This window comes from Achromobacter mucicolens (assembly GCF_902859725.1).
GTDB classification, from domain to species: domain Bacteria; phylum Pseudomonadota; class Gammaproteobacteria; order Burkholderiales; family Burkholderiaceae_B; genus Achromobacter; species Achromobacter mucicolens.
On record NZ_CADIJP010000001.1, the window covers coordinates 65557 to 90521 of the forward strand.

17 protein-coding genes are annotated in these 24965 nt (G+C 67.3%); 9 read left to right on the forward strand and 8 right to left on the reverse strand.

Annotated elements, in window-relative coordinates; genetic code table 11:
• Positions 1 to 185: 185 nt before the first annotated feature.
• The 3 genes from HV786_RS00295 to HV786_RS00305 all read right to left on the reverse strand — a co-directional run bounded on the left by HV786_RS00295 (position 186) and on the right by HV786_RS00305 (position 6178).
• Entirely contained in the window at positions 186 to 1667 is a 1482-nt protein-coding gene (locus tag HV786_RS00295) for an efflux transporter outer membrane subunit (protein WP_420809616.1), read from the reverse strand.
• 67 nt (positions 1668 to 1734) lie between these two features.
• The gene (locus HV786_RS00300) at positions 1735 to 4950 is read right to left on the reverse strand and encodes an efflux RND transporter permease subunit (protein WP_062841259.1); all 3216 of its coding nucleotides are present in this window, start codon (positions 4948 to 4950) and stop codon (positions 1735 to 1737) included.
• Positions 4951 to 4975: 25 nt separating this feature from the next.
• Positions 4976 to 6178 (reverse strand): efflux RND transporter periplasmic adaptor subunit, encoded by a 1203-nt coding sequence (locus tag HV786_RS00305; RefSeq protein WP_175209676.1) that lies wholly within the window; start codon positions 6176 to 6178, stop codon positions 4976 to 4978.
• 387 nt (positions 6179 to 6565) lie between these two features.
• Here HV786_RS00305 and HV786_RS00310 point away from each other — a divergent pair, with 387 nt between their 5' ends.
• The 4 genes from HV786_RS00310 (at position 6566) to proC (ending at position 10692) form a co-directional block, all read left to right on the forward strand.
• Positions 6566 to 7633: a LysR family transcriptional regulator gene (locus tag HV786_RS00310; protein WP_128829385.1), complete on the forward strand. Its 1068-nt coding sequence runs from the start codon at positions 6566 to 6568 to the stop codon at positions 7631 to 7633.
• Between the two features lie 165 nt (positions 7634 to 7798).
• Positions 7799 to 8911 (forward strand): AI-2E family transporter, encoded by a 1113-nt coding sequence (locus HV786_RS00315; protein ID WP_062841256.1) that lies wholly within the window; start codon positions 7799 to 7801, stop codon positions 8909 to 8911.
• A gap of 104 nt (positions 8912 to 9015) precedes the next feature.
• Positions 9016 to 9786: a phytanoyl-CoA dioxygenase family protein gene (locus HV786_RS00320; protein WP_128829384.1), complete on the forward strand. Its 771-nt coding sequence runs from the start codon at positions 9016 to 9018 to the stop codon at positions 9784 to 9786.
• Positions 9787 to 9885: 99 nt separating this feature from the next.
• A complete protein-coding gene (gene proC / locus HV786_RS00325) occupies positions 9886 to 10692 on the forward strand; it encodes a pyrroline-5-carboxylate reductase (RefSeq protein WP_056324707.1) in 807 nt (268 codons plus the stop codon).
• Between the two features lie 37 nt (positions 10693 to 10729).
• Here proC and HV786_RS00330 read toward each other — a convergent pair whose 3' ends face one another.
• Positions 10730 to 12181, reverse strand: a complete 1452-nt coding sequence (locus HV786_RS00330) for an MFS transporter (RefSeq protein WP_128829383.1) — start codon at positions 12179 to 12181, stop codon at positions 10730 to 10732.
• Positions 12182 to 12277: 96 nt separating this feature from the next.
• Between HV786_RS00330 and HV786_RS00335 the strand changes: the two genes are divergently transcribed.
• The 3 genes from HV786_RS00335 to HV786_RS00345 all read left to right on the forward strand — a co-directional run bounded on the left by HV786_RS00335 (position 12278) and on the right by HV786_RS00345 (position 14906).
• Positions 12278 to 13189, forward strand: coding sequence for a helix-turn-helix transcriptional regulator (locus HV786_RS00335; RefSeq protein WP_175209678.1), 912 nt, complete (start codon positions 12278 to 12280; stop codon positions 13187 to 13189).
• A 98-nt stretch (positions 13190 to 13287) separates the two neighbouring features.
• The gene (locus tag HV786_RS27260) at positions 13288 to 14064 is read left to right on the forward strand and encodes a PadR family transcriptional regulator (protein ID WP_252870320.1); all 777 of its coding nucleotides are present in this window, start codon (positions 13288 to 13290) and stop codon (positions 14062 to 14064) included.
• A 26-nt stretch (positions 14065 to 14090) separates the two neighbouring features.
• A complete protein-coding gene (locus HV786_RS00345) occupies positions 14091 to 14906 on the forward strand; it encodes a siderophore-interacting protein (protein ID WP_175209680.1) in 816 nt (271 codons plus the stop codon).
• A 22-nt stretch (positions 14907 to 14928) separates the two neighbouring features.
• Here the strand turns inward: HV786_RS00345 and HV786_RS00350 are convergent, their stop codons facing one another.
• Positions 14929 to 15816, reverse strand: coding sequence for a LysR family transcriptional regulator (locus HV786_RS00350; protein ID WP_175209682.1), 888 nt, complete (start codon positions 15814 to 15816; stop codon positions 14929 to 14931).
• Positions 15817 to 15919: 103 nt separating this feature from the next.
• Here HV786_RS00350 and HV786_RS00355 point away from each other — a divergent pair, with 103 nt between their 5' ends.
• Positions 15920 to 16780, forward strand: coding sequence for an isocitrate lyase/PEP mutase family protein (locus HV786_RS00355; RefSeq protein WP_128829382.1), 861 nt, complete (start codon positions 15920 to 15922; stop codon positions 16778 to 16780).
• On the opposite strand, the gene HV786_RS00360 is transcribed toward HV786_RS00355, so the two are convergent.
• Positions 16774 to 19677 carry a WG repeat-containing protein gene (locus tag HV786_RS00360; protein ID WP_128829381.1) on the reverse strand — a complete coding sequence of 968 codons (2904 nt, stop codon included), beginning with the start codon at positions 19675 to 19677 and terminating at the stop codon, positions 16774 to 16776. The two genes, HV786_RS00355 and HV786_RS00360, sit on opposite strands and share 7 nt — an antisense overlap.
• A gap of 2 nt (positions 19678 to 19679) precedes the next feature.
• A complete protein-coding gene (locus HV786_RS00365) occupies positions 19680 to 22787 on the reverse strand; it encodes a WG repeat-containing protein (protein ID WP_175209684.1) in 3108 nt (1035 codons plus the stop codon).
• A gap of 430 nt (positions 22788 to 23217) precedes the next feature.
• Here HV786_RS00365 and HV786_RS00370 point away from each other — a divergent pair, with 430 nt between their 5' ends.
• Complete coding sequence (locus tag HV786_RS00370; protein ID WP_128829379.1) at positions 23218 to 24459, forward strand: MFS transporter; 1242 nt, start codon at positions 23218 to 23220, stop codon at positions 24457 to 24459.
• Between the two features lie 61 nt (positions 24460 to 24520).
• On the opposite strand, the gene HV786_RS00375 is transcribed toward HV786_RS00370, so the two are convergent.
• Positions 24521 to 24901 (reverse strand): cupin domain-containing protein, encoded by a 381-nt coding sequence (locus HV786_RS00375; RefSeq protein ID WP_128829378.1) that lies wholly within the window; start codon positions 24899 to 24901, stop codon positions 24521 to 24523.
• Between the last annotated feature and the right edge of the window lie 64 nt (positions 24902 to 24965).

Genomic DNA, 24965 nt, shown 5'->3' on the forward strand with positions numbered 1-24965 from the left:
CTTGAAAACAAAAAAAGAAATTCAGGCCAGATTTGGCCTGGGCGAGCCAAATCTGGCTCGGTCATCTCATGGCGCGACGTAGCCGGTCAGGTGTCCGACATCGCAGGAGCCCCCGTCGCAGTTAACGGGTTTCCCATGCGGGCGCCAGACACCTGACGCGAGCACTTGCTGCTGCCGCGTCGCCCTTACTTCGCCGCCACCTTCTCCGGCGGCACCGGATTCTCCCAGCCGCCGCCGATGGCGCGGATCAGTCCCACTGTCGAGCGGGCCTGTTCCCCGGTCAATTGGACCGAGACGCGCTGTTGCAAGAGGACGCTGCGGTCGGCTTCGATCACGTCGAGGTAGCTGATGGAGCCTTCGCGGTACTGCGTGTGCGAGAGCTTTGCGGCGCGGGCGGCGGCTTCGACGGCTGCATTCTGGGCCTTGGTCTGGTCAGCGAGGATGCGCAGGTTGGCCAGGTTGTCTTCGACTTCGCGGAACGCGTTCAGGACGGTCTGGCGGTAGACGGCGACGTCTTCCTCGTAGACGGCGCGGGCGCGGTCCAGGCCGGCCTGGCGGCGGCCGCCGTCGAAGATGGGCATGGACAGGGCGGCGCCGACCAGGGGGCCCAGCAGGAACGTGCGGCTGGACCATTGGAAGAGGTTGCCCAGCTCCGAGGACTCGTAGCCGAAGGCGCCGGTGATGTCCAGGCGCGGGAAGAACGCGGACTTGGCGGCGCCGACGCGGGCGTTGGCAGCGGCCATGGCGCGTTCTGCGGCGGCGATGTCGGGGCGGCGTTCGAGCAGCGTGGACGGCAGGCCGGCGGGGATGGTCAGCGCGATCTGTTCGATGGGCTGCGGCGGCATCGTGAATTCCGACGGGGCGCGGCCCAGCAGGACGGCCAGCGCGTGTTCTGCGGTGGCGCGGCGGCGGTCGATGCCCAGGGCCTCGGATTGCGCCGACGCGAGTTCAGCCTTGGCGCGCGCCAGATCCAGTTCACTGATGTCGCCGGCGTCATACCGGCGCTGGATGAGTTGCAGCGTGTCCGTGCGCAGCTTGACGGTCTGGTGGTACAGACGCGACTCGGCGTCCTGTTCGCGCACCAGGAAGTAGGTGGTGGCGACGTCGGCTTGCAGGGCCAGCAGCACCGAGCGGTACAGCGCTTCGCTTTGCTGCGCGTCGGCGGTGGCGGCGTCCACGGTCGATGCGACTCGGCCGAAGAGGTCGGCCTCGTAGGACACGGCGCCTTGGGCGCGCCACGTGGTGACGGGCGACGTGGACGTGCCGTCGGGCAGGCCTTGCGACACGGCCGACGGGCGTTGGCGGTTGGGGCCGAAGCCGGCGTCCAGGCTGGGGAAGAAGCCGGAACGCGCTTCGCGCTGCAGGGCGCGCGCTTGCGTCAGCCGGGCCGCGGCGGCCTTCAGGTCCTGGTTGGCGCGCTGGGCTTCCTCTTCGAGCTGGTTCAGGCCTTCGTCGCCGAACACTTTCCACCAGGCGCCGCGCAGCGCGTCTTCGGACGGCTCGGCGGGCTTCCACGTGCCGGCTTCGGACGCGGGCAGGGCGGCTTCCTTGAAGGCCGCCGGCGTGTCGGCCGAGGGCCGCTCGTAGGTGGGACCCACCGCGCAGCCGGCCAGCACCAGCAGCAGGGCGAGCAGGGCGGATCCTCGGGTCATTCTTTTCATCATCATGACGTTTCTCTTTGGCGCGCGTCCCATCCCACTGGACAGGACGCGCTGGCTACTCTGGTTTGCCGGCCTACGCGTGGTGTTGCGGGGCGGGCGGCGCGTTCGGGTCGATGTGCGGCACGCAGACGGGCGCTTCATGCGGCGCGGCCGAGTGCAGCTTCTTGCCGCCGAGCGAACGCAGCAGGACATAGAACACCGGCGTGAGGAACAGGCCGAACAGGGTCACACCCAGCATGCCGAAGAACACGGCGACACCCATGGCGTGGCGCATTTCGGAGCCGGCGCCCGACGACAGCACCAGCGGCACCACGCCCATGATGAACGCGATGGACGTCATCAGGATGGGACGCAGACGCAGGCGGCTGGCCTCGATGGCGGCTTCCAGCGGCGTGCGGCCGTTCATCTCGAGCTCCCGGGCGAACTCCACGATCAGGATCGCGTTCTTTGCCGACAGCCCCACCAGCACCATCAAGCCGATCTGCGTGAAGATGTTGTTGTCGTTGCCGGTCAGGTAGACGCCGGTCAGCGCCGCCAGGATGCTCATCGGCACGATCAGGATCACGGCCAGCGGCAGGGTCAGGCTTTCGTACAGCGCGGCCAGCACCAGGAAGACGAGCAGCACACTGATCGGGAACACCCACAGGCCGGCGTTGCCCGCCAGGATCTGCTGGTACGTGAGGTCGGTCCATTCGAACTTGACGCCACGCGGCAGGGTTTCTGCGGCGACGCGCTCGGCCGCGGCCTGCGCCTGGTCGGACGAGAAGCCGGGGGCCGGGCCGCCGTTGATGTCGGCGGCGGTGTAGCCGTTGTAGCGCACGACCATTTCCGGGCCGAAGGTCTGCTTGACCGTGACCAGCGAGGACAGCGGCACCATGTCGCCGGCGGCGTTGCGGGTCTTCAGTTGCAGGATGTCGTCGGCGTGCGCGCGGAACGGCGCGTCGGCTTGCGCACGCACCTGGAACACACGGCCAAAGCGGTTGAAGTCGTTGACGTACATGGAGCCCAGGTAGATCTGCATGGTGTCGAAGACTTCGGTCACCGGCACGCCCAGCTGCTTGGCCTTTACGCGGTCCAGGTCCACGTCAAGCTGCGGGACGTTGATCTCGTAGCTGGAGAACGTGGGGCCTAGTTCGGGCGTCTGGCGCGCCTTTTCCAGGAAGGCCTGCTTGGCCTTGTCCAGTTCGGCATAGCCCAGCGCCGCGCGGTCTTCCAGCTGGAGCTTGAAGCCGCCCAGCGTGCCCAAGCCCATGACGGGCGGGGGCGGGAACACGGCGATGAACGAATCCTGGATGGCTGCGAACTTCTGGTTCAGCGAGGCCGCGATGGCGTTGCCGGACAGCTCGGCGCCCCGGCGTTCGTCGAATGGCTTGAGCGTGACGAACACGATGCCGGCGCTGGAGCTGTTGGTGAAGCCGTTGATCGACAGGCCGGGGAAGGCGATGGCCGACTGCACGCCGGGTTCCTTCAGGGCGATGTCGCTCATGCGGCGGATCACGTCTTCGGTGCGATCCAGCGAGGCGCCGTTGGGCAGCTGCGTGAAGCCGATCAGGTACTGCTTGTCCTGCGCGGGCACGAAGCCGCCGGGCACCAGGTACGACACGCCCAGGGTCGCGGCGACCAGCACGGCGTAGACGCCCATCGCGCCGGCCTTGCGGCGGATGACGCTGGCCACGCCCGTGCCGTAGGACTCGGACGCGCGGCCGAACATGTTGTTGAACCAGTTGAAGAAGCGGCCGAAGACGCGATTCATGCCGCGGGTCAGCCAATCGGGCTTGTCGTGGTGGCTCTTGAGCAGCAGGGCCGACAGGGCGGGCGACAGGGTCAGCGAGTTGAAGGCCGAGATCACCGTCGAGATGGCGATGGTCATGGCGAACTGCTTGTAGAACTGGCCGGTCAGGCCCGTCATGAAGGCCAGGGGCACAAACACGGCGCACAGCGTCAGCGCGATGGCGATGATGGGACCGCTGACTTCGCGCATGGCGCGATAGGTCGCGTCGCGCGGACTCAAGCCGGCCGCGATGTTGCGCTCTACGTTTTCGACCACCACGATGGCATCGTCCACCACGATCCCGATGGCCAGCACCATGCCGAACAGCGACAGTGCGTTGATGGAGTAGCCGAACATCAGCAAGAGCGCGAACGTGCCGACGATGGACACGGGCACCGCCAGCAGCGGGATGATGGACGCGCGCCAGGTCTGCAGGAACAGGATCACCACCAGCACGACCAGCGCGATGGCTTCGAGCAGCGTGTGCACGACGGCCTCGATACTGGAGCGCACGAACTGCGTGGGATCGTATTCGATGCGGTATTCCACGCCCGGCGGGAAGTCCTGGGCCAGCTCGGCCATCGCCGCGCGCACCTGGCTGGACACGTCCAGCGCGTTGGCGCCCGGCGACTGCATGATGCCCATGCCCACCGCCTGCTTGTTGTTCAAGAGCGAGCGCAGGCCGTATTCCTGGGCGTCCAGCTCAACCCGCGCCACGTCGGACAGGTGTGTGACCGCGCCGTCCGGCGAGGTCTTCAGGATGATGTCGCGGAATTCGTCCTCGGTCTGCAGGCGGCCGCGCGCATTCACGTTCAGCTGCAGCGGCACGTCGCCCTGCGTGGGCGAGGCGCCGATCACGCCGGCCGCGACCTGCACGTTCTGCTCGCGGATCGCGTTGACGACTTCGGACGCGGTCATGCCGCGCTGGGCGACCTTCTGCGGATCGAGCCACACGCGCATGGAGTAGTTGCCCGAGCCCCATACCGTGACTTCACCCACGCCCGTGATGCGCGACAGGCGGTCCTTCACGTTCAGGATCGCGTAGTTGCGCAGGTACGTGATGTCGTAGCGGTCGTTGGGCGAGATCAGGTGGACCACCAGCGTCAGCGTGGGCGAGCTCTTGGCCGTGGTCACGCCCAGGCGCTGCACGTCCGGCGGCAGGCGCGGCAGCGCCTGCGACACGCGGTTCTGCACCAGCTGCTGCGCCTTGTCCGGGTCCACGCCCAGCTTGAAGTTCACCGTCAGCGTCAGGTTGCCGTCGCTGTTGGCCTGCGACTGCATGTACAGCATGTTCTCCACGCCGTTGATGGATTCTTCCAGCGGCGAGGCGACGGTTTCGGCGATGACTTTGGGGTTGGCGCCCGGGTACTGCGCGCGCACCACCACCGACGGCGGCACGACTTCCGGGTATTCGGAGATGGGCAGCTGGAACATGGCCAACAGGCCCGCCAGCAGCACCAGGATAGATAGGACGCCGGCGAAGATCGGCCGGTCGATGAAGAATTTCGAGATATTCATAAACGTTCTCGTTCGACGCGTCGGCTTAGTTCTGTGCCGAGGCGGTCTTGACCGGGTTGCCGGGGCTACGTTTGGCCGCAACCATGGGGACGACAGTGGGGGTCACGGCATCGCCGGGGCGGATGCGCTGCAGGCCGTTGACGACGATGCGCTCGCCGGCGGTAAGGCCCGAATCCACCACGCGCAGGCCTTCCTGGTTGGCGCCCAGCTTCACCTGGCGGTACACGGCGTGGTTCTTGTCGTCCAGCACGAGCACAAAGCGCTTGTCCTGGTCCGTGCCGATGGCCCGTTCGTCGATCAGCACGGCCGCGCGCGGTTCGCTGCCGCCCAGCCGGATGCGGGCGTACAGACCCGGCAGCAGCGTGCCGTCGGCGTTGTCGAATTCGGCGCGCACGCGAATGGTGCCGGAGGTGGCATCCAGGCGGTTGTCCACCGATTGCACCGCGCCCGTGCGCGAGTAGCCATCTTCGTTGGCCAGGCCCAGTTCGACCGGCACCGCGCCGGCGCGGCCGTTGCGCACCGGGTTCACGTAACGCAGGAACGTTTGTTCGTCCACGTCGAACGATGCATACATCTTGGACACCGACACCAGCGTGGTCAGCGGCACCGACGCGGCGCCGGCGGCCACCACGTTGCCCACCGTGACCTCGGCGCGCGAGACGCGGCCGTCCACGGGCGCCTCGATGCGGGTGTAGCCCAGGTTCAGCTTGGCGTAGTCCAGCGCGGCCTGCGCGCCTTGCAGGTTGGCGGCGGCTTCGCGGGCGGCGTTCTGCTTTTCCTCGAAGTCGCGGCGGGCGATGGCGTTGTCGGCCAAGAGGCGCTGGCCGCGGGCCAGTTCGGACGCCGTGTAGGCGGCTCGGGCCTTGGCGGCCGTCAGCGCGGCGGCGGCGCGGTCCACCTCGGCCGCGTAGGGGCGCGGGTCGATGGTGAAGAGCACGTCGCCCTTCTTGACGATGCTGCCGTCCTTGAAGTGGACGGCGGTCAGCGTGCCGGACACCAGCGGCCGGATGTCCACGCGGTCGATGGCCTCCAGCCGGCCGGAATAGCGCTGCCAGTCGACGATGGTCTTGTTGACCACCTCGGCCACCTCGACCGGGGGCGCGGCGGGGGCGCCCTGCGCCATGGCGACATTGCCGCCCGCGGGACCGCGGGTGAGGGCGTAGCCGCCACCGGCCGCCAGCACGGCTGCAAATACGACGAGCACAGCAATACGTTTACGCGAAACCATGGTGTTTCCTTGAGTGGTTCTTTAGAGGCGGAAGCGCGCTTGCCCGGAATGCGGGGAAAACAGAAGACGGCGGTGCGGGGATGCCAGTCCTAAGAATCCGGGGTCATATGGATATGCTGCAATGCAGCATCGACCGGGGTCGCTGATCTGGAGGCGGTGGCCACCGGGTAAGGGCGGGCCGCTGCGGTGCGGAATCTGAGGATTGACATGCCCTTTTCTTGCGCCGGGCGGCAAGGGCACTTCAAGATGGTTTGCATTCTGAGTGTTTTGTCCGGGCGGATAAACCTGTCTTTCCCGGCAACACTGTTCGTGGAGAATGACTAATCAGCGGCGAAATCGGGTTATGCTCCGTTCACCCCGACTTATTTGCCTAAGGACACCCTTGCCATGGACCGCTTTCAGGCTATGCAGGTGTTTGTGCGCGTCGTGGACGCCAATAGCTTCACCCGGGCGGCCGACAGCCTATCGCTTCCGCGCACCACCGTCACCACCATCATTCAGAATCTGGAACGCCTCCTGGGCGTGCGCCTGCTGAACCGCACCACCCGCCGCATTGGCCTGACGCCCGATGGTGCGGGCTACTACCAGCATTGCGTGCGCATCCTGGCCGACGTGGAAGAAACCGAGGCGTGCTTCCAGGAAGCCGCCCTGCGTCTGAAGGGCCGCCTGCGCATCGACGTGCCGACCTGCATCGGCCGGCTGATCCTGATCCCGTCATTGTGTGATTTCCACGACAAATACCCCGACGTCGAGCTGGTGCTGGGCCTGGGCGACCGTCCGGTCGACATGGTCCAGGAAGCCGTGGACTGCGTGATCCGCGCCGGCGACCTCGAAGACTCCAGCCTAGTTGCCCGCCGCATCGGCACCCTGCAGACCGTGACCTGCGCGTCCCCCACGTATGTGGCGCGCCACGGCATGCCGCAAACCATCGAATCGCTGCGCGATCACCATGCGGTGCATTATTTTTCCAGCCGCACCGGCCGCAATTGCGCGTGGGACTTCAAGGTGGACGGCAAGCACCAGGAAGTGGACATGAAGGGCACGGTGGCCGTGAACGAAGCGGGCGCGTACCTGGATTGCGGCCTGAAAGGCTTCGGCCTGATCCAGACTGCGCGCTACATGGCGCTGCCGTACCTGCAATCGGGCGAGCTGATCGAGATCCTGCCGCAGTGGAAACCCAGCTCGACGGCCATTTCGGTGTTGTATCCGCAGAGCCGGCAGTTGTCGCCCAAGGTGCGGGCCTTCACCGACTGGGTCGCCGACCTGTTTGCCGGCTGTCCGCTGCTCAGCGGCCGCGACGAGACCGATCCAGCCGCCGCTTCTTGCGCCGTGTACCAGCGCAACCAGGGTCAGACCACGCAGGCGCAACCGCCTGTGCCGGCCATTCCCGCGCTGGCCGACATGGCCCCGCGCCGCCGCACTGCGCGCGAAGAAGCCGCCGAATACCTGCTGTAAGTCATCGCATCCGGCGCAACGACATGGCGGACCCTCGGGTCCGCCATGTGCGTTAAGCGCGGGAAACCCCGTAGTAAATACAGCCCTTACGTCCCTCGAATCGCATGAAACGTCTGTATAGTCCGACAGTCAAAGCCTACAACGCCCTTACAGTCGATTCGCGCTATGCAGCCTGTTCTACCCGCTTACCTCATCGCCCGATGGCTGTTGCTGCTTGTGCTGTTGGCGGGGGTTTACTTTCTTAGCGGATTCCTGGTCCCGGCCCTGGCGGCGCTGATCATCGGCCTGGCCAGTTGGCCGTTGTATCAACGCCTCGTCGTCCGGTGCGGCGGCCGCACGGCAGTCGCCGCGTCGCTCGCGCTGCTGGTCGTCGTCGTGGTGCTGATCGTTCCGCTGTCGCTGGCCCTGTCCTATGCCATCAAGGAAGCCAGCGCGTTCGTCGCCTGGGCCATCGCCGCCAACCGGCATGGCGTGGACGTGCCCGCATGGATTTCCTCGATGCCGGTCGTGGGCGACCGCCTGGCGCAATACTGGGAATCCTATATTGGCCAGCCCCACGCGCTGGGCGCGCTGGTCGAAGCGGTCAGCGGCGAGCACCTTGGCAACATCTACCGCATGGCGCTGGCCGCCACGGGCAACGTCTTCCAGTTGCTGCTGACGGTCCTTTTCATGCTGATCACGCTGTTCTTCGTCTACAAGGACGGCATCCGCATGGTCGCGCAACTGGATGTGCTGGGCGAACGCATCCTGCCGGCGCGCTGGCAGCGCTTTTCGCGCGTGGTGCCCGCCACCATCAACTCCACGGTCACCGGCATGGGCCTGATCGCGCTGGGCGAAGGCGTCGTGCTGGGCATCGCCTATTGGGTCGCGGGCGTGCCGTCGCCCGTGTTGCTGGGCGTGGTCACCGGGTTCATGGCCCTGATCCCCGGGGGCGCGCCGCTGTCATTCACGCTGGTGTCCCTGTATCTCGTGGGCTCGGGCCATGTGGTCGCGGGCATCGCGCTGATGGTCTGGGGCAGCGTGGAATTGTTCATCGTCGACAAGACGCTGCGCCCGCGTCTGGTGGGCGGCCCGGTCAAGCTGCCGTTCCTGCCAACCTTCTTCGGGCTGGTGGGCGGCGTGAAGACCATGGGCATCGTGGGATTGTTCGTCGGCCCGGTGCTGATGGCGCTGCTGGTGGCCGTCTGGCGCGAATGGGTTCACCACGAAGTCCAGGAGCGCGACGCTGCCCGGCTCGGCGCGCCTGCCGTCCACCCCGAGAAGACCCCCGCGGGCTGAGGCCGTTTTGGTAATCTAGCCATCCCGCGTGACCGGCGCCTTGCCGGTGCGCGCCTGCCCGCCCGCAGACGCGCCGCTTTCCGACGCGGGCTGTGAGGATCGAGATGTCCGGGTTATTGCCTGATGATCAGATAGCCGTGCTGCGTGAGCAGGGATTCGTGGTGGCGCGCCAGTTCGCCAGCCTGGAAGAGGTCGCCGCGCTGCGCGCGCTGGCCGAGCGCCATTTGCGCGATCACGTCGCACCCATCGAATACGAAGCCGACCTGCGCTACCCCGGTGCACCGGCATCGCGCACCGCCGAAGGCGGCCTGACGGTGCGCCGGCTGCTCAACGCCTACGCGCGCGATCCGTTGTTCGCGCAATGGGCCACCAATCCGCGCATCGGGCAGTGGCTGCAGCGCTACTTCAACGAGACGCCCGTGCTGTCCACGGTGCACCACAACTGCGTGATGACCAAGCATCCCGCGTACGGCAGCCTGACCGGCTGGCACCAGGACATCCGCTATTGGTCGTTCTCGGACACGGACCTGGTGTCCTGCTGGCTGGCCCTGGGGCCAGAGACGCGCGCCAACGGCGGCCTGTCGTTCATTCCTGGTTCGCACACGGCGGCTTATACGCCGGAACAATTCGACGAAAAGAAGTTCTTCCGCGAGGACGTGCCGCAGAACGCCGACTGGATCGCGCGCGCCGTCTGTCCGGAACTGCAGGCGGGCGACGTCGTGTTCTTTCACTGCCGCACGTTGCACGCCGCGCAGGGCAACCGCAGCGACCGCGTGAAGTTGTCGGTGGTTCACACCTATCACCCCGAGTCCTGCCATCCGCTGCCGGGCACGCGTTCGTCGTCGCAGGCAGGCGTGCCGCTGACGAAGGCGTGATGTATCGCGATGCCCGTAGACTGTCGAATCTCCATCCCGCGCGCCGGCGTTGCAGCCACGCCGGCCCGGTCCGCAATCCCTCTTTGGAACTGAAGCAACATGCGTGAAAAGATCGTCTTCATCGGCGGCGGCAATATGGCCTCCGCCATCATCGACGGGCTGCTCGGCCAGGGCCGGGCGCTGACCGATTTTCTGGTGATCGAGCCCTACGCGCCCACGCGCGAGGCGCTGGTCGCGCGCGGCTTGCCGTGCCTGGAGCAGGTCAGCAGCGACATCGGCGACGCGGGCCTGTGCGTGCTGGCCACCAAGCCGCAGGTGCTGCGCGAGGCGTGTGGCCAGGTCCGCCAGCATCTGCCGGCCGACGCCACGGTGGTCAGCATCGCGGCGGGCGTGGAACTGGCGGCATTGTCGGACTGGCTGGGCGGCCACGCGCGCATCGTGCGAGCCATGCCCAATACGCCGGCGAAGGTGGGGCTGGGCATGACCGGCCTGTACGCCACCCCGGCCTGCGGGCAGGCCGAGCGCGATCAGGTCGACGCGCTTTTCGCGGCCGTCGGTGAGCGCATCTGGACCGACAGCGAAGCCATGATCGACGCCGTCACCGCGGTGACCGGCAGCGGTCCCGGCTACGTGTTTCACTTCATGGCGGCGCTGGAGAAGGGCGCTGTCGAGCTGGGCTTCACGCCTGCCGACGCCCGCAGGCTCGCGGTCGCCGCTTTCCGCGGCGCGGCAGAGCTTGCCGCCAGCGAAGACGTGCCGCTCACCGAATTGCAGGAGCGCGTCACCTCCAAGGGCGGCACCACCTACGCCGCGCTGTCGCATATGCAGCAGGCGGGCGTGGCCGAGGCCATCACGCAGGCGGTGCACAAGGCGCAGCAGCGCGCCCGCGAATTGTCCGCGGGGTAAACGCGCCGGCACGGTCGCGCCACAAGTCCGAACGCGGTCAGCGCTGACGGCCCAGCCGCCACAACAGCGCGGCCGCCAGAAGAATGGCCGCGACGTTGAACTGCATGGCTGACGCGAATGCCTGCGCATGGCGTTCGGCCACGCCCGCATCCGCATGGGCTTGCAGCGCACCGCCATACAGCATGCCCGCGGCCGATACGCCAAGCGCCGCGCCCACCTGCTGCAGTGTCGACACCACGCCGGCGGCCATGCCCGCGTGGCGGTCCTGGACCAGTCCCATCGCCAGGTTCACCAGCGGCGTGTTGACCGCGCCTTGCGCCGCGCCCAGCCACACCAGCGCGGGCAAGAGCGTCCAAGGGTCCAGATCGGCGCCCGCAAATTCCGTGTGCAGCATCAGGGCAGCCGTCGCGCCGCCGTACAGTAGCGCGGCCAGCGCGATCGCCCGAGTCCCATACCGGGCAACCAGCCGGGGCGCGGCCATCGAGCCGGCGACGAACCCGGCGCTGGCTGGCGCGAAGATCAGCCCGGCCGTCAGCGCATCGCGGCCGAAACCGGTCTGCACCAGCAGGGCATAGCAAAGAAACATGGCGCTGGCGGTGGAGAACACCAGCATCACGACAAGGCACCCGGCCGCAAAGCGCGGCTGCGTCAGCAAGGCCATGTCCACCAGCGGCGCGCCTCCGCGCGCGGCGATCCGGCGCTGCAACCGCACGAATGCCGTCAACGCGGCGACTGACGCCGCGCCGCAGGCGAGCGTCCAGGCGGGCCATTGACGAGCCGGCCCCTCGATCAGCGCCAGCAGCAGCAACGCCAACCCCAGCCCCACGAGAGCGGCCCCAGCCCAATCCATCGCCGCGCCGGAAGGTTCGGCGGATTCAGGGATGTGACGCGCCAGCCAGCAAGCCAAGAGGCCCAGGGGCAGGTTGACGAGGAAGATGGTGCGCCAGGCCAGGCCGAACAGATCCGCATGGACGATCCATCCGCCCAGCACCTGCCCGGCGATGGCCGCAAGGCCCAGCGTCATGCCCAGCAACGCAAACGCCCGGCGCCGCGCGTGGCCCTCGAAGCTGACGCGAATCAGCGCATACACCTGCGGAAACAGCAGGGCCGCCGCGGCGCCTTGCACAATGCGCGCGGCGATCAGCGTGTCCGGCGTGGGCGCCAGGCCGCACAACGCGGATGCCAATGCGAAACCCGCCATGCCCAGCATGAACAGCCGCCGCCTGCCGTGCCGGTCGCCCAGCCGGCTGCCCGCGATCAGCAGCACCCCGTACGCCAGTTCGTAGGCGGCGATGATGAAGTTGATCTGCGCGAAGCTGGCCGACAGCGTGGCTTGCATGCTGGGGATGGCAACGTTCACGACGAAGAGGTCGAAGATCGTGATGAATCCGCCGGAGAGCAGCACGGCCAGACCAAGACTGCCCAGGCGCGGCGAATCGGCGTCCGTGAGCGCGGGCGAGGGCGTGGCGGGAAGGCAGGAGGTCGACATGGAAAAGGCCAGGAAGTCAGGATCGGCGCTATTCTGGTCGGACCTTCAGCCTTATACAATTTAGCTGTTTATGCTATTACTTCCTGCAACAGCGTCATGACCGCATCCCTGCCCCCAACCCCGCCCGCGCCGGCTGCGGCGCACCGTCTGGACCGCACCCGCGCCGATCTTTCCGAATTCCTGCGCCTGCGCCGCGAGCGGCTCAGCCCCGCCGACCTTGGGCTGCCGCCCGGCCGCCGTCGCCGCACGCCCGGGTTGCGGCGCGAGGAGGTCGCGGCGCTCGCGGGCGTCGGGCTGGCCTGGTACACGTGGTTCGAACAGGGCCGCAATATCAGCGTGTCAGCGGCGTTTCTGGAAAACCTGGCGCGCGTGCTGCGGCTGGACGATGCCGAGCGCCGCCACCTCTATCTGCTGGCGCATCAGCGCCCGCCGGCCGAGACCGGCCGCACGTGGTGCACCGTGCCCGCGCAGGTCCGCCGCCTGATGGACGACCTGCCCGCGCGCCCCGCGTACATCCTGAATCTGCGTTGGGACGTGGTGGTGTGGAACGCCGCCGCGGACAAGGTGTTCAATTTTTCCGGGCAGGCGCCGGGCCGCCGCAACCTGCTCTGGATGCTGTTCGTGGACCCCGCGATGCGCGAGCGCTTCGTGGACTGGACCGCGCAGGCGCCTCGCATGCTGTCGTCGTTCCGGCGCGACTTCGCCAGCGCCGCCGGCGTGCCCGACATCGCCGAACTGGTCGATGAGTTGGAACGGGTGTCGCCCGATTTCCGGGCCTGGTGGCGCGAACACGACGTGCATGGTTCGTGCATGGGCCTGCGTACGCTGCATGTGGAATCACTGGGTGATATCGCATTCGAACACGCCACCTTGAGCGTTGATGAAAGCCGCCACCTGCGGCTCGTGGTCTATGCGCCCGCGCCGGACGAGCCCAAGGCGGCGGACTTCGCCCAATGGGTGCAGGGGGGGCCACCGCGCCGTGCGAGCCGCTGCGATAAGACGCGCTGAAGACCTGCCGGCGGCGGAAAACGAACGGGGGAGTTGACGCCTACAAACCGCCAGGTATATCGTACGAGCTATCGTAAGACATATCGTAAGAGGCATTCATGTCCCCCTTTTCGTTCATCGCCGCCGTCCAGCGCGCTGCCGGCGGACGCCGCGCCCATGGCCATCGCGGCCATTGTCAGCATCATGGTCGCCACGGCCACGCCCATCCCCACGCCCCGCATTCCGACCATCACGGCGGCCATCATCATGATCACCATCCGCGTCACGCCAGCGCGGGCGGCGACTGGTTCTCGGGTGGCGCCCACGGCCACGGCGACGCAGACGGCTTCGGCGGCGACGGCCGCGGCTTCACCCGCAGCCGCAAGGTGTCCAGCGACGACTTGCAACTGATGCTGCTGGGCCTGCTGGAGCAAAACCCCAGCCACGGCTACGAACTCATCAAGGCGCTGGGCGCGCTCAGCAACGGCTTCTACACGCCCAGCCCCGGCATGGTGTATCCCGCGCTTACCTATCTGGAAGAATTGGGCTACGCCACCGTCGAACAGGAAGGCGCCAAGAAGCGCTATCACCTCGCGGAACCCGGCAAGGCGCACCTGGACGCCAACCGCGAGCGTCTGACGCTGATGTTCAACAAGCTCAAGCACGTGGCGCGCAAGATGGACTACATGCGCCAGGCCTGGAGCGGCCAGCCGCGCGAGACCGGGCCCGAAGGCGAGGACACCCGCACCGGCTGGCTGCCCGAATTCGTTAAGGCGCGCCAGGCGCTCAAGCGCGCGCTACTGGATCGCACCGACGCCTCGCCCGCCGAACAACGACGCATCGCCGGCATCCTGGCGCGTGCGACCGACGAGATCAACGGCAAGTCCGGCGCCTGATCCCGTCCCAACTGACTGGAGTACCCATGAATCAAAGCGACCTCACCGTGGCGCGCGTGCGCCACACCCTCAAGATGCGCACCCTGACCGTGGCGCGCGTCGAGCGCATCGCCGGGCTGCTGGCCCGTGTGACTTTCACCGGCGAAGACTTGCAGGACTTCGTGTCCGCGTCCTTCGACGATCACGTGAAGATCTTTTTCCCCGCCGATCCCTCGCAACCGCCCGTGCTGCCCACTGCCGGGCCGGACGGCATCAAGTTTCCCGACGGCGCGCCCCGGCCCGCCGCGCGCGACTACACCCCGCGCCGGTTCGACACGGCGCGCCAGGAACTGGAGATCGAGTTCGTGCTGCACGGCGACGGCCCGGCCTCGACCTGGGCCGAACAGGCCGCGCCCGGCCAGCAACTGGGCATCGGCGGACCGCGCGGTTCGTTTGTGGTGCCCACGGCGTTCGACTGGCATGTGTTGATCGGCGACGAGACCGCGCTGCCCGCCATCGCGCGCCGGCTGGAAGAACTGCCCGCCTCGGCGCAGGCGCTGGTGCTGATCGAAGTGCCGGCGGCAGAGAATGAAATCCCGCTGCAAACGGCCGCGAAGGCATCGGTGCGCTGGCTGCATCGCAACGGGACCGCGCCGGGCTACAGCACGCTCTTGCTGCAAGCCGCGCGCGAGCTGGCGTTGCCGCAGGGCGAAGGCTATGTGTGGGTGGCGGCGGAATCGGCCACCGCGAAAGCGGTGCGCGAGATCATGGTGGCCCAACACGGTATCGACAAGAGCCGCATCCGCGCCGCCAGCTACTGGAAGCGCGGCGCAATTGCCGTGCACGAATCGCACGACGATTGAGCGTGCAGGCCAGGAAAGCGCGTCAGGGTTTGCGGCGAGCCCGCGCCAGCGCAAGCAGATTGGCGGCCCGTGCACCGGTTGCATCGCGCACGGCCAACCCCAGCACCGCGCGCGGCCAATCCAGCGCAAATGGCCGGTAAAGCACGCCGTCCGGGCGCAGGGGGCGCAGCGAAGCCGGCACGATCGCCACGCCCATCCCCGCCGCCACCAGGTTCACGGCCGATGACAACTGCGGCGCCTGTTGCCCGATGCGTGGGCTCAGCCCGTGCTGCCGGCACGCCGCCATGATGTCCGCGCTGAGGCCGTAGCCCGATTTGCGCGAGTACAGGATGAAGGTTTCCTGCTGCAGATCGGCGGGCGCGAGCCGTTTGCGGCGCGCCAGCGCATGGCCCATCGGCATCGCCACAACCAGCGGTTCCTCCACCAGTTGCGTGAACGTCAATCCGCCGTCCAGCGCAAAGGGCGGGCGCACGAACGCGGCGTCGATCGCGCCGTCGCGCAGTTGCGCCACCAGCGTTTCGCTGTCGCCCTGCGACAGCGTCATTTCAACTTCCGGGTAGCGTTCGCGGTACTGGCGGATCAGCTCGGTCACCACGCCGTTGAAAGACGCCGACTCGGTGAATCCCAACGTCAGTTCGCCCACCTCGCCGCGCGCGGCACGCTGGGCCGTGCGCACGGCCGCATCGGCGCGTTGCAGGATGTCCTGCGCGCACGCCAGGAACGCGCGTCCCGCCTCGTTCAGCGTCACCCCGCGGCCCGTGCGGTCAAAAAGGGGCGTGCCCACTTCCTTTTCAAGCTGGCGGATCTGCTGGCTGAGCGGCGGCTGCGCCATGCCCAGCAACTCGGCCGCGCGCGTGAAATGCTGGGCCTCGGCAGTGACGACGAAATAGCGAAGATGGCGCAGTTCCATATTGATATCTAAAGAGTACTGATAGGAAATATTCCATATATTGGACATTCTAATGGGGGGCGCAGATCATGCGGGTATGAACCTGTTCCCTTGAAGGCCCCCCATGACTGCCCACTTATCCCCCGGCGCGCGGTTGCGCCAGCAGCTCTCTGAAAACATCGTCGTGGCGCCCGGCGCTTTCGACGGCCTGTCGGCCCGCCTGGTTGCCGCGGCCGGATTCTCAGCGGTCTACGCCAGCGGCGGCGCCATTGCGCGCGCCGCCGGCTACCCGGACATTGGTCTGCTCAGCTTCACCGAAGTGATGGACCGTGTGGAAAAGATTGTCGACGCCAGTGGCCTGCCCGTCGTGGCGGACGCGGACACCGGATTTGGCGGATCGGCCAATGTGGAACGCACGGTGCGCATGATGGAGCGCGCGGGCGTGGCGGCGTTTCATATCGAAGACCAGTCCTTTCCCAAGCGCTGCGGCCACCTGGACGACAAGAGCCTGGTCGATGCCGGCGAGATGGCCCGCAAGGTCCACATTGCGCGCCAGACGCTTGCCGACGCTGACACGCTGGTCATCGCGCGCACCGACGCCATCGCGGTCGAAGGGTTCGACGCGGCCATCGCCCGCGCCGAGCTGTACCTGAAGGCCGGCGCCGACATGATCTTTGTCGAGGCGCCGGAGACGCTGGCGCAGATCCGCGCCATTGCCGAGCGGCTGCCGGGCTTGAAGCTCATCAACATGTTCTATGGCGGCAAGACGCCGCTGGTGCCGCTGCCAGACCTGGCGGCGATGGGCTACCGCCTGGCGATCATCCCGTCGGACCTGCAGCGCGCGGCGATCCACGCGATGCAGGAGACGCTTCGAGCGATTCGGCTGACGGGCGACAGCAGCGCAATGGCGGACCGGCTGACCAGCTTCAAGGAACGCGAAGCAATCGTGCAGACCGGCCGCTATCTGGCGCTGGACGCTCAGTAGGCGCGCGACGCCTCGGTACGCTTGCAGCCGTGCGGCATGCGCAGCGGCCACAGCCGCTGGCCGGCCGCGCCGTAGAGGGTGCGGATGCCGCATTGCATCCTGACCTGTGCGACCAGGCTGCCGGCGTTGTCGATGATCCGCGAGTCGTCGTCCGTGGATACCACCGCACGCTGGTTCTCAAAACCGGACAAGGCCCGGTATTCCGCCGGAATGGCGAACGTGCCCGTGCTATCGACATAGCCGTAGCGCCGGTCGCTGGCGGCTGGCGCCAGACCTTCGCGCAGCGGACCCAGCGCGTCGAATGCCGGCCCCGTCAGCGCACCCTTGGCATCAACCCAGCGCATGCCGCCGCCAGACAGATGTGTGACGGCGCGGCCTTCGGAGAAACCCGATCCAAACCCTTCCACCGTCAACCGGGTCTTGCCGGACAAGTCCGTGTAGTCCGTCATGGTGCCCCGGTCGGCCGAGTAATACCGGATCAGCAGGTCGGAGCGTGGCGGCCACGTCCATTCGCCGCGGGGCAGGGTGGCCAGGATCTTGCCGTTGGCGTCCATGACCTGCGTGCCCTTGGCGTTGGACGTCAGCGCGCGCGCCGGCGTGCCTTGGAAGAGGGTGCCGGTGCGGGCTGCCGGCGCGATCTGCCACGCGCCCTTGCCGTTCAGGTAGCCTTCGCGGTCGGCGCGGCGGATCTCCATCCAGTCGCCCAGCCGCAGGTAGTCGGCATCCTTCATGTCCAGCGCGTCCGAGCCGTCCGGCGAGATGATCCAACGGCGCTCGCTGTTGCCCGCGCTGACAGAGCCATCCCCAAAATCGCCCACCTGCAATCCGCGCATGAAGGCGGTCAGCGCCTGGCCGCGCGTATTGAACAGTGCGGCGGGACGGTCATATTCGTCTTCTTGCTTGCCGGGCTGCGTCACCCGCCATAGCGTGTCGTTCACGCGCTCCACGCCGTGGTGGCTGGCAGGCACGACCCACTTGCCTTGCAGGTCGATGACGCCGACCCGGCCCGCGCCCAGCGATGCGATCGCCTGGCCATTCTGGAAGTCGCCGATGCTGCGGAACGTTGGGGCGGCCAGCAGCTTGCCGGCTGCAAAATCGTACAGACCCCACGGCGCGCCGTCTGCCGCCGTTTGCACAAAGCGCGCCACGCCGGGCGCCACGACCTGCGTATCGAAGTTCTCGGGCAGCTCGAACGTCTTGCCCGCGCGGTCGATCATGCGCACCACGCCGTCGCCATACACCTGCGCGTAGCCATGACGGAACATGCCGATGTGCTGCTGCGCGGGCAGGTCGATGCGCTTGCCGCGCGCGTCCAGCAGCAACATGCCGTCGTCGGTTTCGGCCGCGTAGCGCAACTGGTCCGCTGTCAGGGCTGCGGCGTTTTCATAATCGGTGTCGTCCAGCGGTGTTACGGCAGACCAGGACGGATCGGTGACCATGCTGCCATCGGCAAGCAGCAGACCCACTTGTGTGTCGTCGCAATTGCAGTGGCTTTGACCCAGCAGGCCCAGCGGACCGCCCGGGACGCCGGCTGGCAGCGGCTGGAGTTGCTGGTTCTGAAGCGCCTCTACCGTCTCGGGTTTGAGCAGCGGCTTGCCGTCCTTGTCCACCACATTGAGCAGGGAGCCTTGCTCGTCGGACAGCCACAGATTGCCTTCGCGCGTCTGCAGGCGGCGGGCGTCCGCGAGCCATGCGGGCGCCGTGCCGCCGTGCAGCCACGCGCCGGTCGGCGTCAGCAAACCGGCGGCGCGGCGGGATTCGTCCACGAAAAGGACATAGCCCTCAAGTTCGTCGCCGGCCGACAGTCCCGCGCCCAACGTGACCGGCGCGGCATGGCCGGGCACCAGTGCCATCAGCTTGTCGCCCGACCGATACAGAATGGTGTCGGCGTGGCGCTGCGACGTCTGGCCTTCTTCAGTTGTCAGCGTGGCCACGATCGTGCCGGTGCGGTCCATCACCGCAAAGCCGCCCCGCTGCGGCAACTGCGCGCTGTAGAAAGCCTTGCCCACCGGCAGGATGCTTTCGTACTGCTGATCCGCGCCGATCAGCTTGCCGTCCGCCGTCACCAGCACGGAGCCGTCCGGACCGTAGCCCGAGGCCAGATTGCCGTCGTCCTGCAAGGAGATGTCGTCGAACACCGGGTCCACGACCCAGTTCCAGTCCTTGTCCACCACGCCGTACTTGGCTTGGCCGTTGGTGGCGATGTACAGGCCCTTGTCGCCCAGCGGCCGCGTGATGACGACACCGTTTCCGCCGAAGCGGCGTTCGCCGCTGGTTGAACGGTACTCCTCTTTGTACTGAACCGTGGCCCGCGCGGGCACGCCATCGAACAGGCGCACGGCACGCACCACCTCGTCGAACGGCTCGCCCGCCGGATTGCCCTGGCGGTCGATCAGCAACGGCTTGCCGTCCAGCGTCACCGCCGCCAACCCGACCTCGACAAAGTCCTGTGCCGTGTCGTAGCGCGGGCGCACGGCCATGCGGCCATTGCGGTCGATGTAGCCCCACTTGCCTTGCCACCGCACGGCGGCAAGCCCGTGGCGGAAATCGCCCACTTCCTCAAAGATCGGCTCGATCGCGACGCGGCCGTTCTGGTCCAGAAAGCCCCACGCGTGGCGGCGCAGCGAGTTGTCGCGCGGCACTCGGTCGATGTTCTCGATGGCTGACGGCAGCAGCACCGCGGCGCGGCCGTCCTGCAGATCCCGGATGCAGCCGTTGCTGAAGGGGTTGCGCGCGGAGATGTCGTCGGCAGCCGGATAAGCCGGATAATCGGATTCGGCCAGGCAATAGATGTGGCCCGGCTGCACGTAGCCGGTCTGCGCCTGAACGGACAGGGATGCGCCCAGCGCGGCCAATGCGCAGGCGAGGCGGGTGGTTCGTAGCACGCGTGACGTCATGATCATTCTGCGATGGCGTTGTCGACTGCCGGCGGCGAGATGCCAGCGGCCTCGGGGCAGGTGAGTTTCCGGGGCGGCCAGCTCTGCCGGTCCTCTGCATCCACGATCACCACCGTGTCGCACAGCACGCCGAACAGCGCGGTGGTCTTGCCCTGGGTATCGATGTACTCGATGAGCCGATTGCGCCGCACCAGCGCGCGGCCTTCCGAAAAGTCGCCGGCCCACGTGAACGCCGGCGCAATCGCATAGCGTCCGGTCAGATCGATGTAGCCGTACAGCTTGCCCGTGCGCTCCAGGCGGCGCGCCCGCGCCAGTCCGTCCTTCATGCGGCCAAGCTGGTTGAAGTGCGCGCCCACGACGCGCTTGCCGTTTGCGTCGATGAAGCCGTACTTGTTGTCGCCGTCGCTGTAGGGCGCCACGCCCTCGCTGGCCTTGTCGCTGTCGATGGCGTAGCGGCCGGGCAGGCGGGTGACCTCGCGGCCTTGCAGGTCCACCAGAATGCTCGATCCGCTCTCGTGGTCATTGACGACGACGCGCTGCATCGATGCCAGCGGCGTGGCGTCGCCCCACTGTTCGAGCAGGGTCTTGCCGGTCTGGTCGATCACGCGATAGCCCGCGCCGATATTGGCGCGCGCCAGGCCTTCGGGCTGCGTAAAGAACGGATTGAATTCGCCGTATTGCGCGGGCACCTTCATGTTGCCGCTCGCATCGATGGCGCCTTCGCGTTCGTCAAAGTCGATGTAAAGCCAGTCGCCGAATTGCTGCTTGTTGTTGGGCCGGCCCTCCGACAAGCGGATGGAGGCGCCCTCTGCATCGATCAGGACAGCGCTTGCGTCGGCCAATTCACCGAGAAAGCGCCCATCGGCAAGCTTCTGCGGCTTGCCGACCACGGGCTCACTTGTTTTGCCGGTGCGCAGGTTGATGACGCGGTAGGCGCGTTCGGTGTAGCCGCCGCGATTGCGCTTTCCCTCTGGCGCTTCGGCCAGCATCAGGCCATTGCCCAGGTATTCCAGGTCGTAGGCCCCGTTGTAGCGGGCGGGCACCACCCACTGGCCCTCGCGGTTGACCACGCCCCAGCGGTTCTTGTCCTGGACCTTGGCCCAGTCGTCCTCGAACTCCTGTATCTGCTCGTAGGCCGGCTTGAGCGCGGGCGCGCCCTTGCGCACGTTCCACAGGCCCGAGCGGCGCTGGCGGTTTTCGTTGCGTGCGTAGTAGTGCAGCAGTTCGCCGTCAAGGCGCGAGGCCTCTTCCAGCACGTACGCGGGAACGGACACTTCCTGCCCGCGGGCATCGATCAGCAGTGCGTCGCCGCGCAGCATGTCCTTCGTGCGGGCCCAGGTGTAGGGGCCCTTGAAGGGGCGGATCTCGGTGTAGCGCGGTTCGATGGCCCACGCGCCGTCCACGCCGATCGCACCGGCTTGGTAGTTCCTGGTGCGCGCCACGAGGGGCAGCGTGACGTCGTACGTATCGATGTTCGCCCAATCCGGATTCGTGACGATCTTGCCCGCCGCCGTGAGGATGCCGGTCGGCTGGCCATAGTCGTGCGGACGCAGGAGCGCCAGCGGGGCATCGTCATCGCGGGCGGTCGTGCGCGCGTAGTGGAACTCGCTGACGTCGTAGGCGCGTAGTTGCGCGAGGGAGGCCTCGTCGAGGATGCCAAGGCCGTCCCGGCCGTAGACTTGGTAAAGCGATTCGTCTGCGTTGGCGCTGGCGGTCGTTTGCGCGGCGTCTGCCGCGGCGGTGGCGGCGTCCATTGCAGCATCTGCCGCTGTATCGGCTTGCTCTGCGTCAGCCGCCATGGCATCGCCTGCGGCAGCCTCGGCTTGAGTCGCCTCGGTAGGCGCCGCATCTGCCTCCGTTGCCGCTTGGGCAATATCGGTTGCGGCATGTGCGGCAACCGGCGCGTCCTGGAAAGCCGCCGCAGTCTCCGCTTCGGACGCCGCCTGCACCGCAGCCGCCGCATCGGCGGCATGGGCTTGATCTTCCGCGCTCATCGCGTCGCCGGCCGCGTCGGCTGCACCGGTCGCGCGCCGCGCCGCGCCGTAGACCCACGCGCGCCCTTGATGAATCTTGACCTCGCCGCTGCGCAAGGGAATCAGCTGCAGCCTGCCCTCGGGATCGATCAGCAGCGTCATGCCGGGCTCGGCGGCAAAGCGCCAGCCGTCTTGCTCCCGCACACCCACATAGTCGCTTTCGAACGTGTGCATGGGTTGGAGCTTGCCATCCAGCAGCAACGTCCCGCCATCCGCGACCCGCACCAGCCATATGCCCGGCGCCACCCGCTCCACGCGTTCGTAACGCTCGGCCGACAGCGCCTCGCCGCGCACATCCACGAATTCCCATGCCCGTTCGCGGTTCACGGCCACCACATCGCCATCGCGCAACGGCGGGGCGAGCGAGCGCAGCACTTGCGGGCTGATTGCCCAGGTGCCGTTTTGATCCAGCAGACCCCACCAGCCGCCGTAGCGCGAATCGCGCGTCTGCGCGGGCAGTTGGCCGCTGGTCGGCGCGGCCAGCGCCATCACCCCTTCGGGCAGCGCGGCAGGCTTGCCGGTTACGGTGTTCACCAGGCGCGGCGGCGTCGGAATTTCCATCGCCGCCAGCTTCTGGCCGGGCTCAAACCCCGAGGTGCGCGTGCCCAGCGGAAAGGTCTTCACGACCTTGCCCTGACGGTCGATCAGCACATCCCGTCCGTCCTCTTCGGCCAGCGCCGTGCCTTGCGCGTTGAATCCGGTCGCGTCGCTAAAGCGCGGCGGGATGACCCAGCGTCCCCGGGGGTCGATGTAACCCCAGAGATCCTGCTGGCTGACGGCGGCCAGCCCGTTCTGGAAGGAGCGGGCTTCCGAATACGCCGGCGCGATGGCCATGACGCCTTGCTTGTCGATAAAACCCCAGGCAGCGGAATCGCCATCGGCGGTGCCCACCAGCACAGCCGCCAGGCCTTCCTGGAATGGCTGGTGGCACGATGTGCCCGCGCCTTCGCCGAAATTGTTGTACGCGCACTGCTGCGCCCAGTTGGTTTGCGCGTGCGAAGTGACCGGCGCCAGGAGCGCCATCCCGGCCAGCGCCGCCGCAAGCGCCAGCGGCTTGAAGATGGGCGCCGCCGTCATGGGTTGCGGGCGCGGTTAACAACCGCGGAAACGAACGTGCCGGACCGGGCGTGCCACATGAGTCGATGCCTGCCGAAGGATTGGGAAGGCAGCCACTGTACTCAGCGGTGCCCGGGGACGGATCGGGAGATGTAACCATCAAAAACGAAGCGTTAACATGTCAGAGTCTCGGGCCGATATTTGCGGTAATTCCCGCCATATTTCAAAAACATCGCGCAATTTCTTTTTTTGTGCACACGTTGAAGGTTGGCCGAGCCGTCCGATTCAGGCGGCCGTCTCGGTCACTAGTGCGGTTTTGCGCACCGCCGTGACATTCCCTCCACGCATGCAGCGGGCAAAAAATAATCGGTTGAGCCTCGCGTCTGGCGACCCTGTAATAGCGCCAATGCCCGCCTGAACGGGGGCGACGTTTCCTTGTGAGAGGTTCGCCATGTCCACCCCCCAAAAATCTTCCCTGGATGCATCGCAGCTGTGGCTGCTGGTGCTGGCCGGTGGCGTCGTCATGGGCCTTGCCCTGGGCGTGCGCCATGTGCAGGGCCTGTTTCTTCTGCCCGTCACCATGGACCGCGGCTGGAGCCGCGAAACCTTCGCCATCGCGCTGGCCGTGCAGAACCTGACGTGGGGGATCGTGCAGCCCTTCACCGGCATGATTGCCGACCGCTATGGTTCGGCCAAGGTGATCGCAGGCGGGTTGGTCTTCTATGCGGTGGGCCTGGCCGGCATGGCGCACGCCACGACGCCTGCGGGCTTCATGTGGACGGCGGGGGTGTGCATCGGCATCGCGCTGTCGGGCACGGCGTTCGCGGCCATTTATGGCGCGCTCAGCCGCCTGGTGCCGCCCGAACGCAGAAGCTGGGCGCTGGGCGTGGCGGGAGCCGTCGGGGGCCTTGGACAGTTCACGATGGTGCCCGCGGCGCAATGGCTGATCGGGGGCTGGGGCTGGGTCGCGGCCGTGCTGGCCTTTGCCGTGGCGCTGACTATCCTGTTGCCGTTGGCGTTTCCGCTGCGCGAGCCGGCGAACCGTCTGCGCGATGCCGGTGCGCCCGACGCAAACCTGTCGCTGCGCGAGGCCCTTCGCGAGGCCTTCGCGCGCCCCGGATTCTGGCTGCTGAACCTGGGATTCCTGGCCTGCGGGTTCCAGCTGGCGTTCATCGGCACGCACCTGCCCGCCTACCTGATGGACAAGGGCTTGCGCGCATCGGACGCGGTCGCCGCGCTGGCCATCATTGCGCTCACCAATGTCATGGGCACCTATGTCTGCGGCATCCTGGGCGCGCATCACCGGCGCAAGTACCTGCTGGCGGGCATCTATCTGATCCGAACCGCGGCCATTGCGCTTTTCATCCTGGTGCCGCTATCCACGTGGTCGGTCTACGCGTTCGCGGCGGTCATGGGCTTTGTGTGGCTGGGCACGGTGCCGCTCACCAACGGCCTGATCTCGCAGGTATTTGGCGTGCGCTACATCACCACGCTATTCGGCTTCGTGTTCTTTGGCCATCAGGTCGGTTCGTTTCTGGGCGTGTGGCTGGGCGGCGTGGTATTCGAAGCCACGCGCTCTTATGACCTGATCTGGCTGGGGGCGATGGCGCTGGGCGTGCTGTCGGCCGCCTTGCACTGGCCGATCGACGACAGCGAGATCCAGCGCGCGCGGCCGGTGGGCGCGGCGGGCTAGGTGCGGCCGGCTAGGTGCGGCAGGCAAGGTGCGGCCGGCGAGGCGCAGACGGGAAGCGGCGCTACGCCAGCCGGTGCTGCGTGCCCGCGCCCATGGTGATGTGCAGCATGCGACAGGGCTCAATGACCTTGACGGTGTGCCAGGCGCCCTTCGGAATCACGTAGGCATCGCCGGCCAGCATTTTCACGATCTGGATCCCCGTGGGCCATTCCAGGTGCAGTTCGGCCGCCCCAGACATCAGCCGCACGATCTCGTCGGCGCCGGGGTGCATCTCCCATTGCGGCCAGTCGGACGCGAATTCGTACTCGGACACGAGCCAGCCGCGCCCGTATTGCTCAAGGTCTTCCGGAGATTGGGACCAGAATGCGTCGCCGCCCGTCACGGTGGCGGCGGCGCCGGCGGCGTCCAGATACACATAGTGCGACGTCAGGTCGATGGCCATGTTGCGCGTCCTCGGGTGGGGGGATCTGGGCAGTGTATGCCAGCGACGACTGTCACATCGTTGC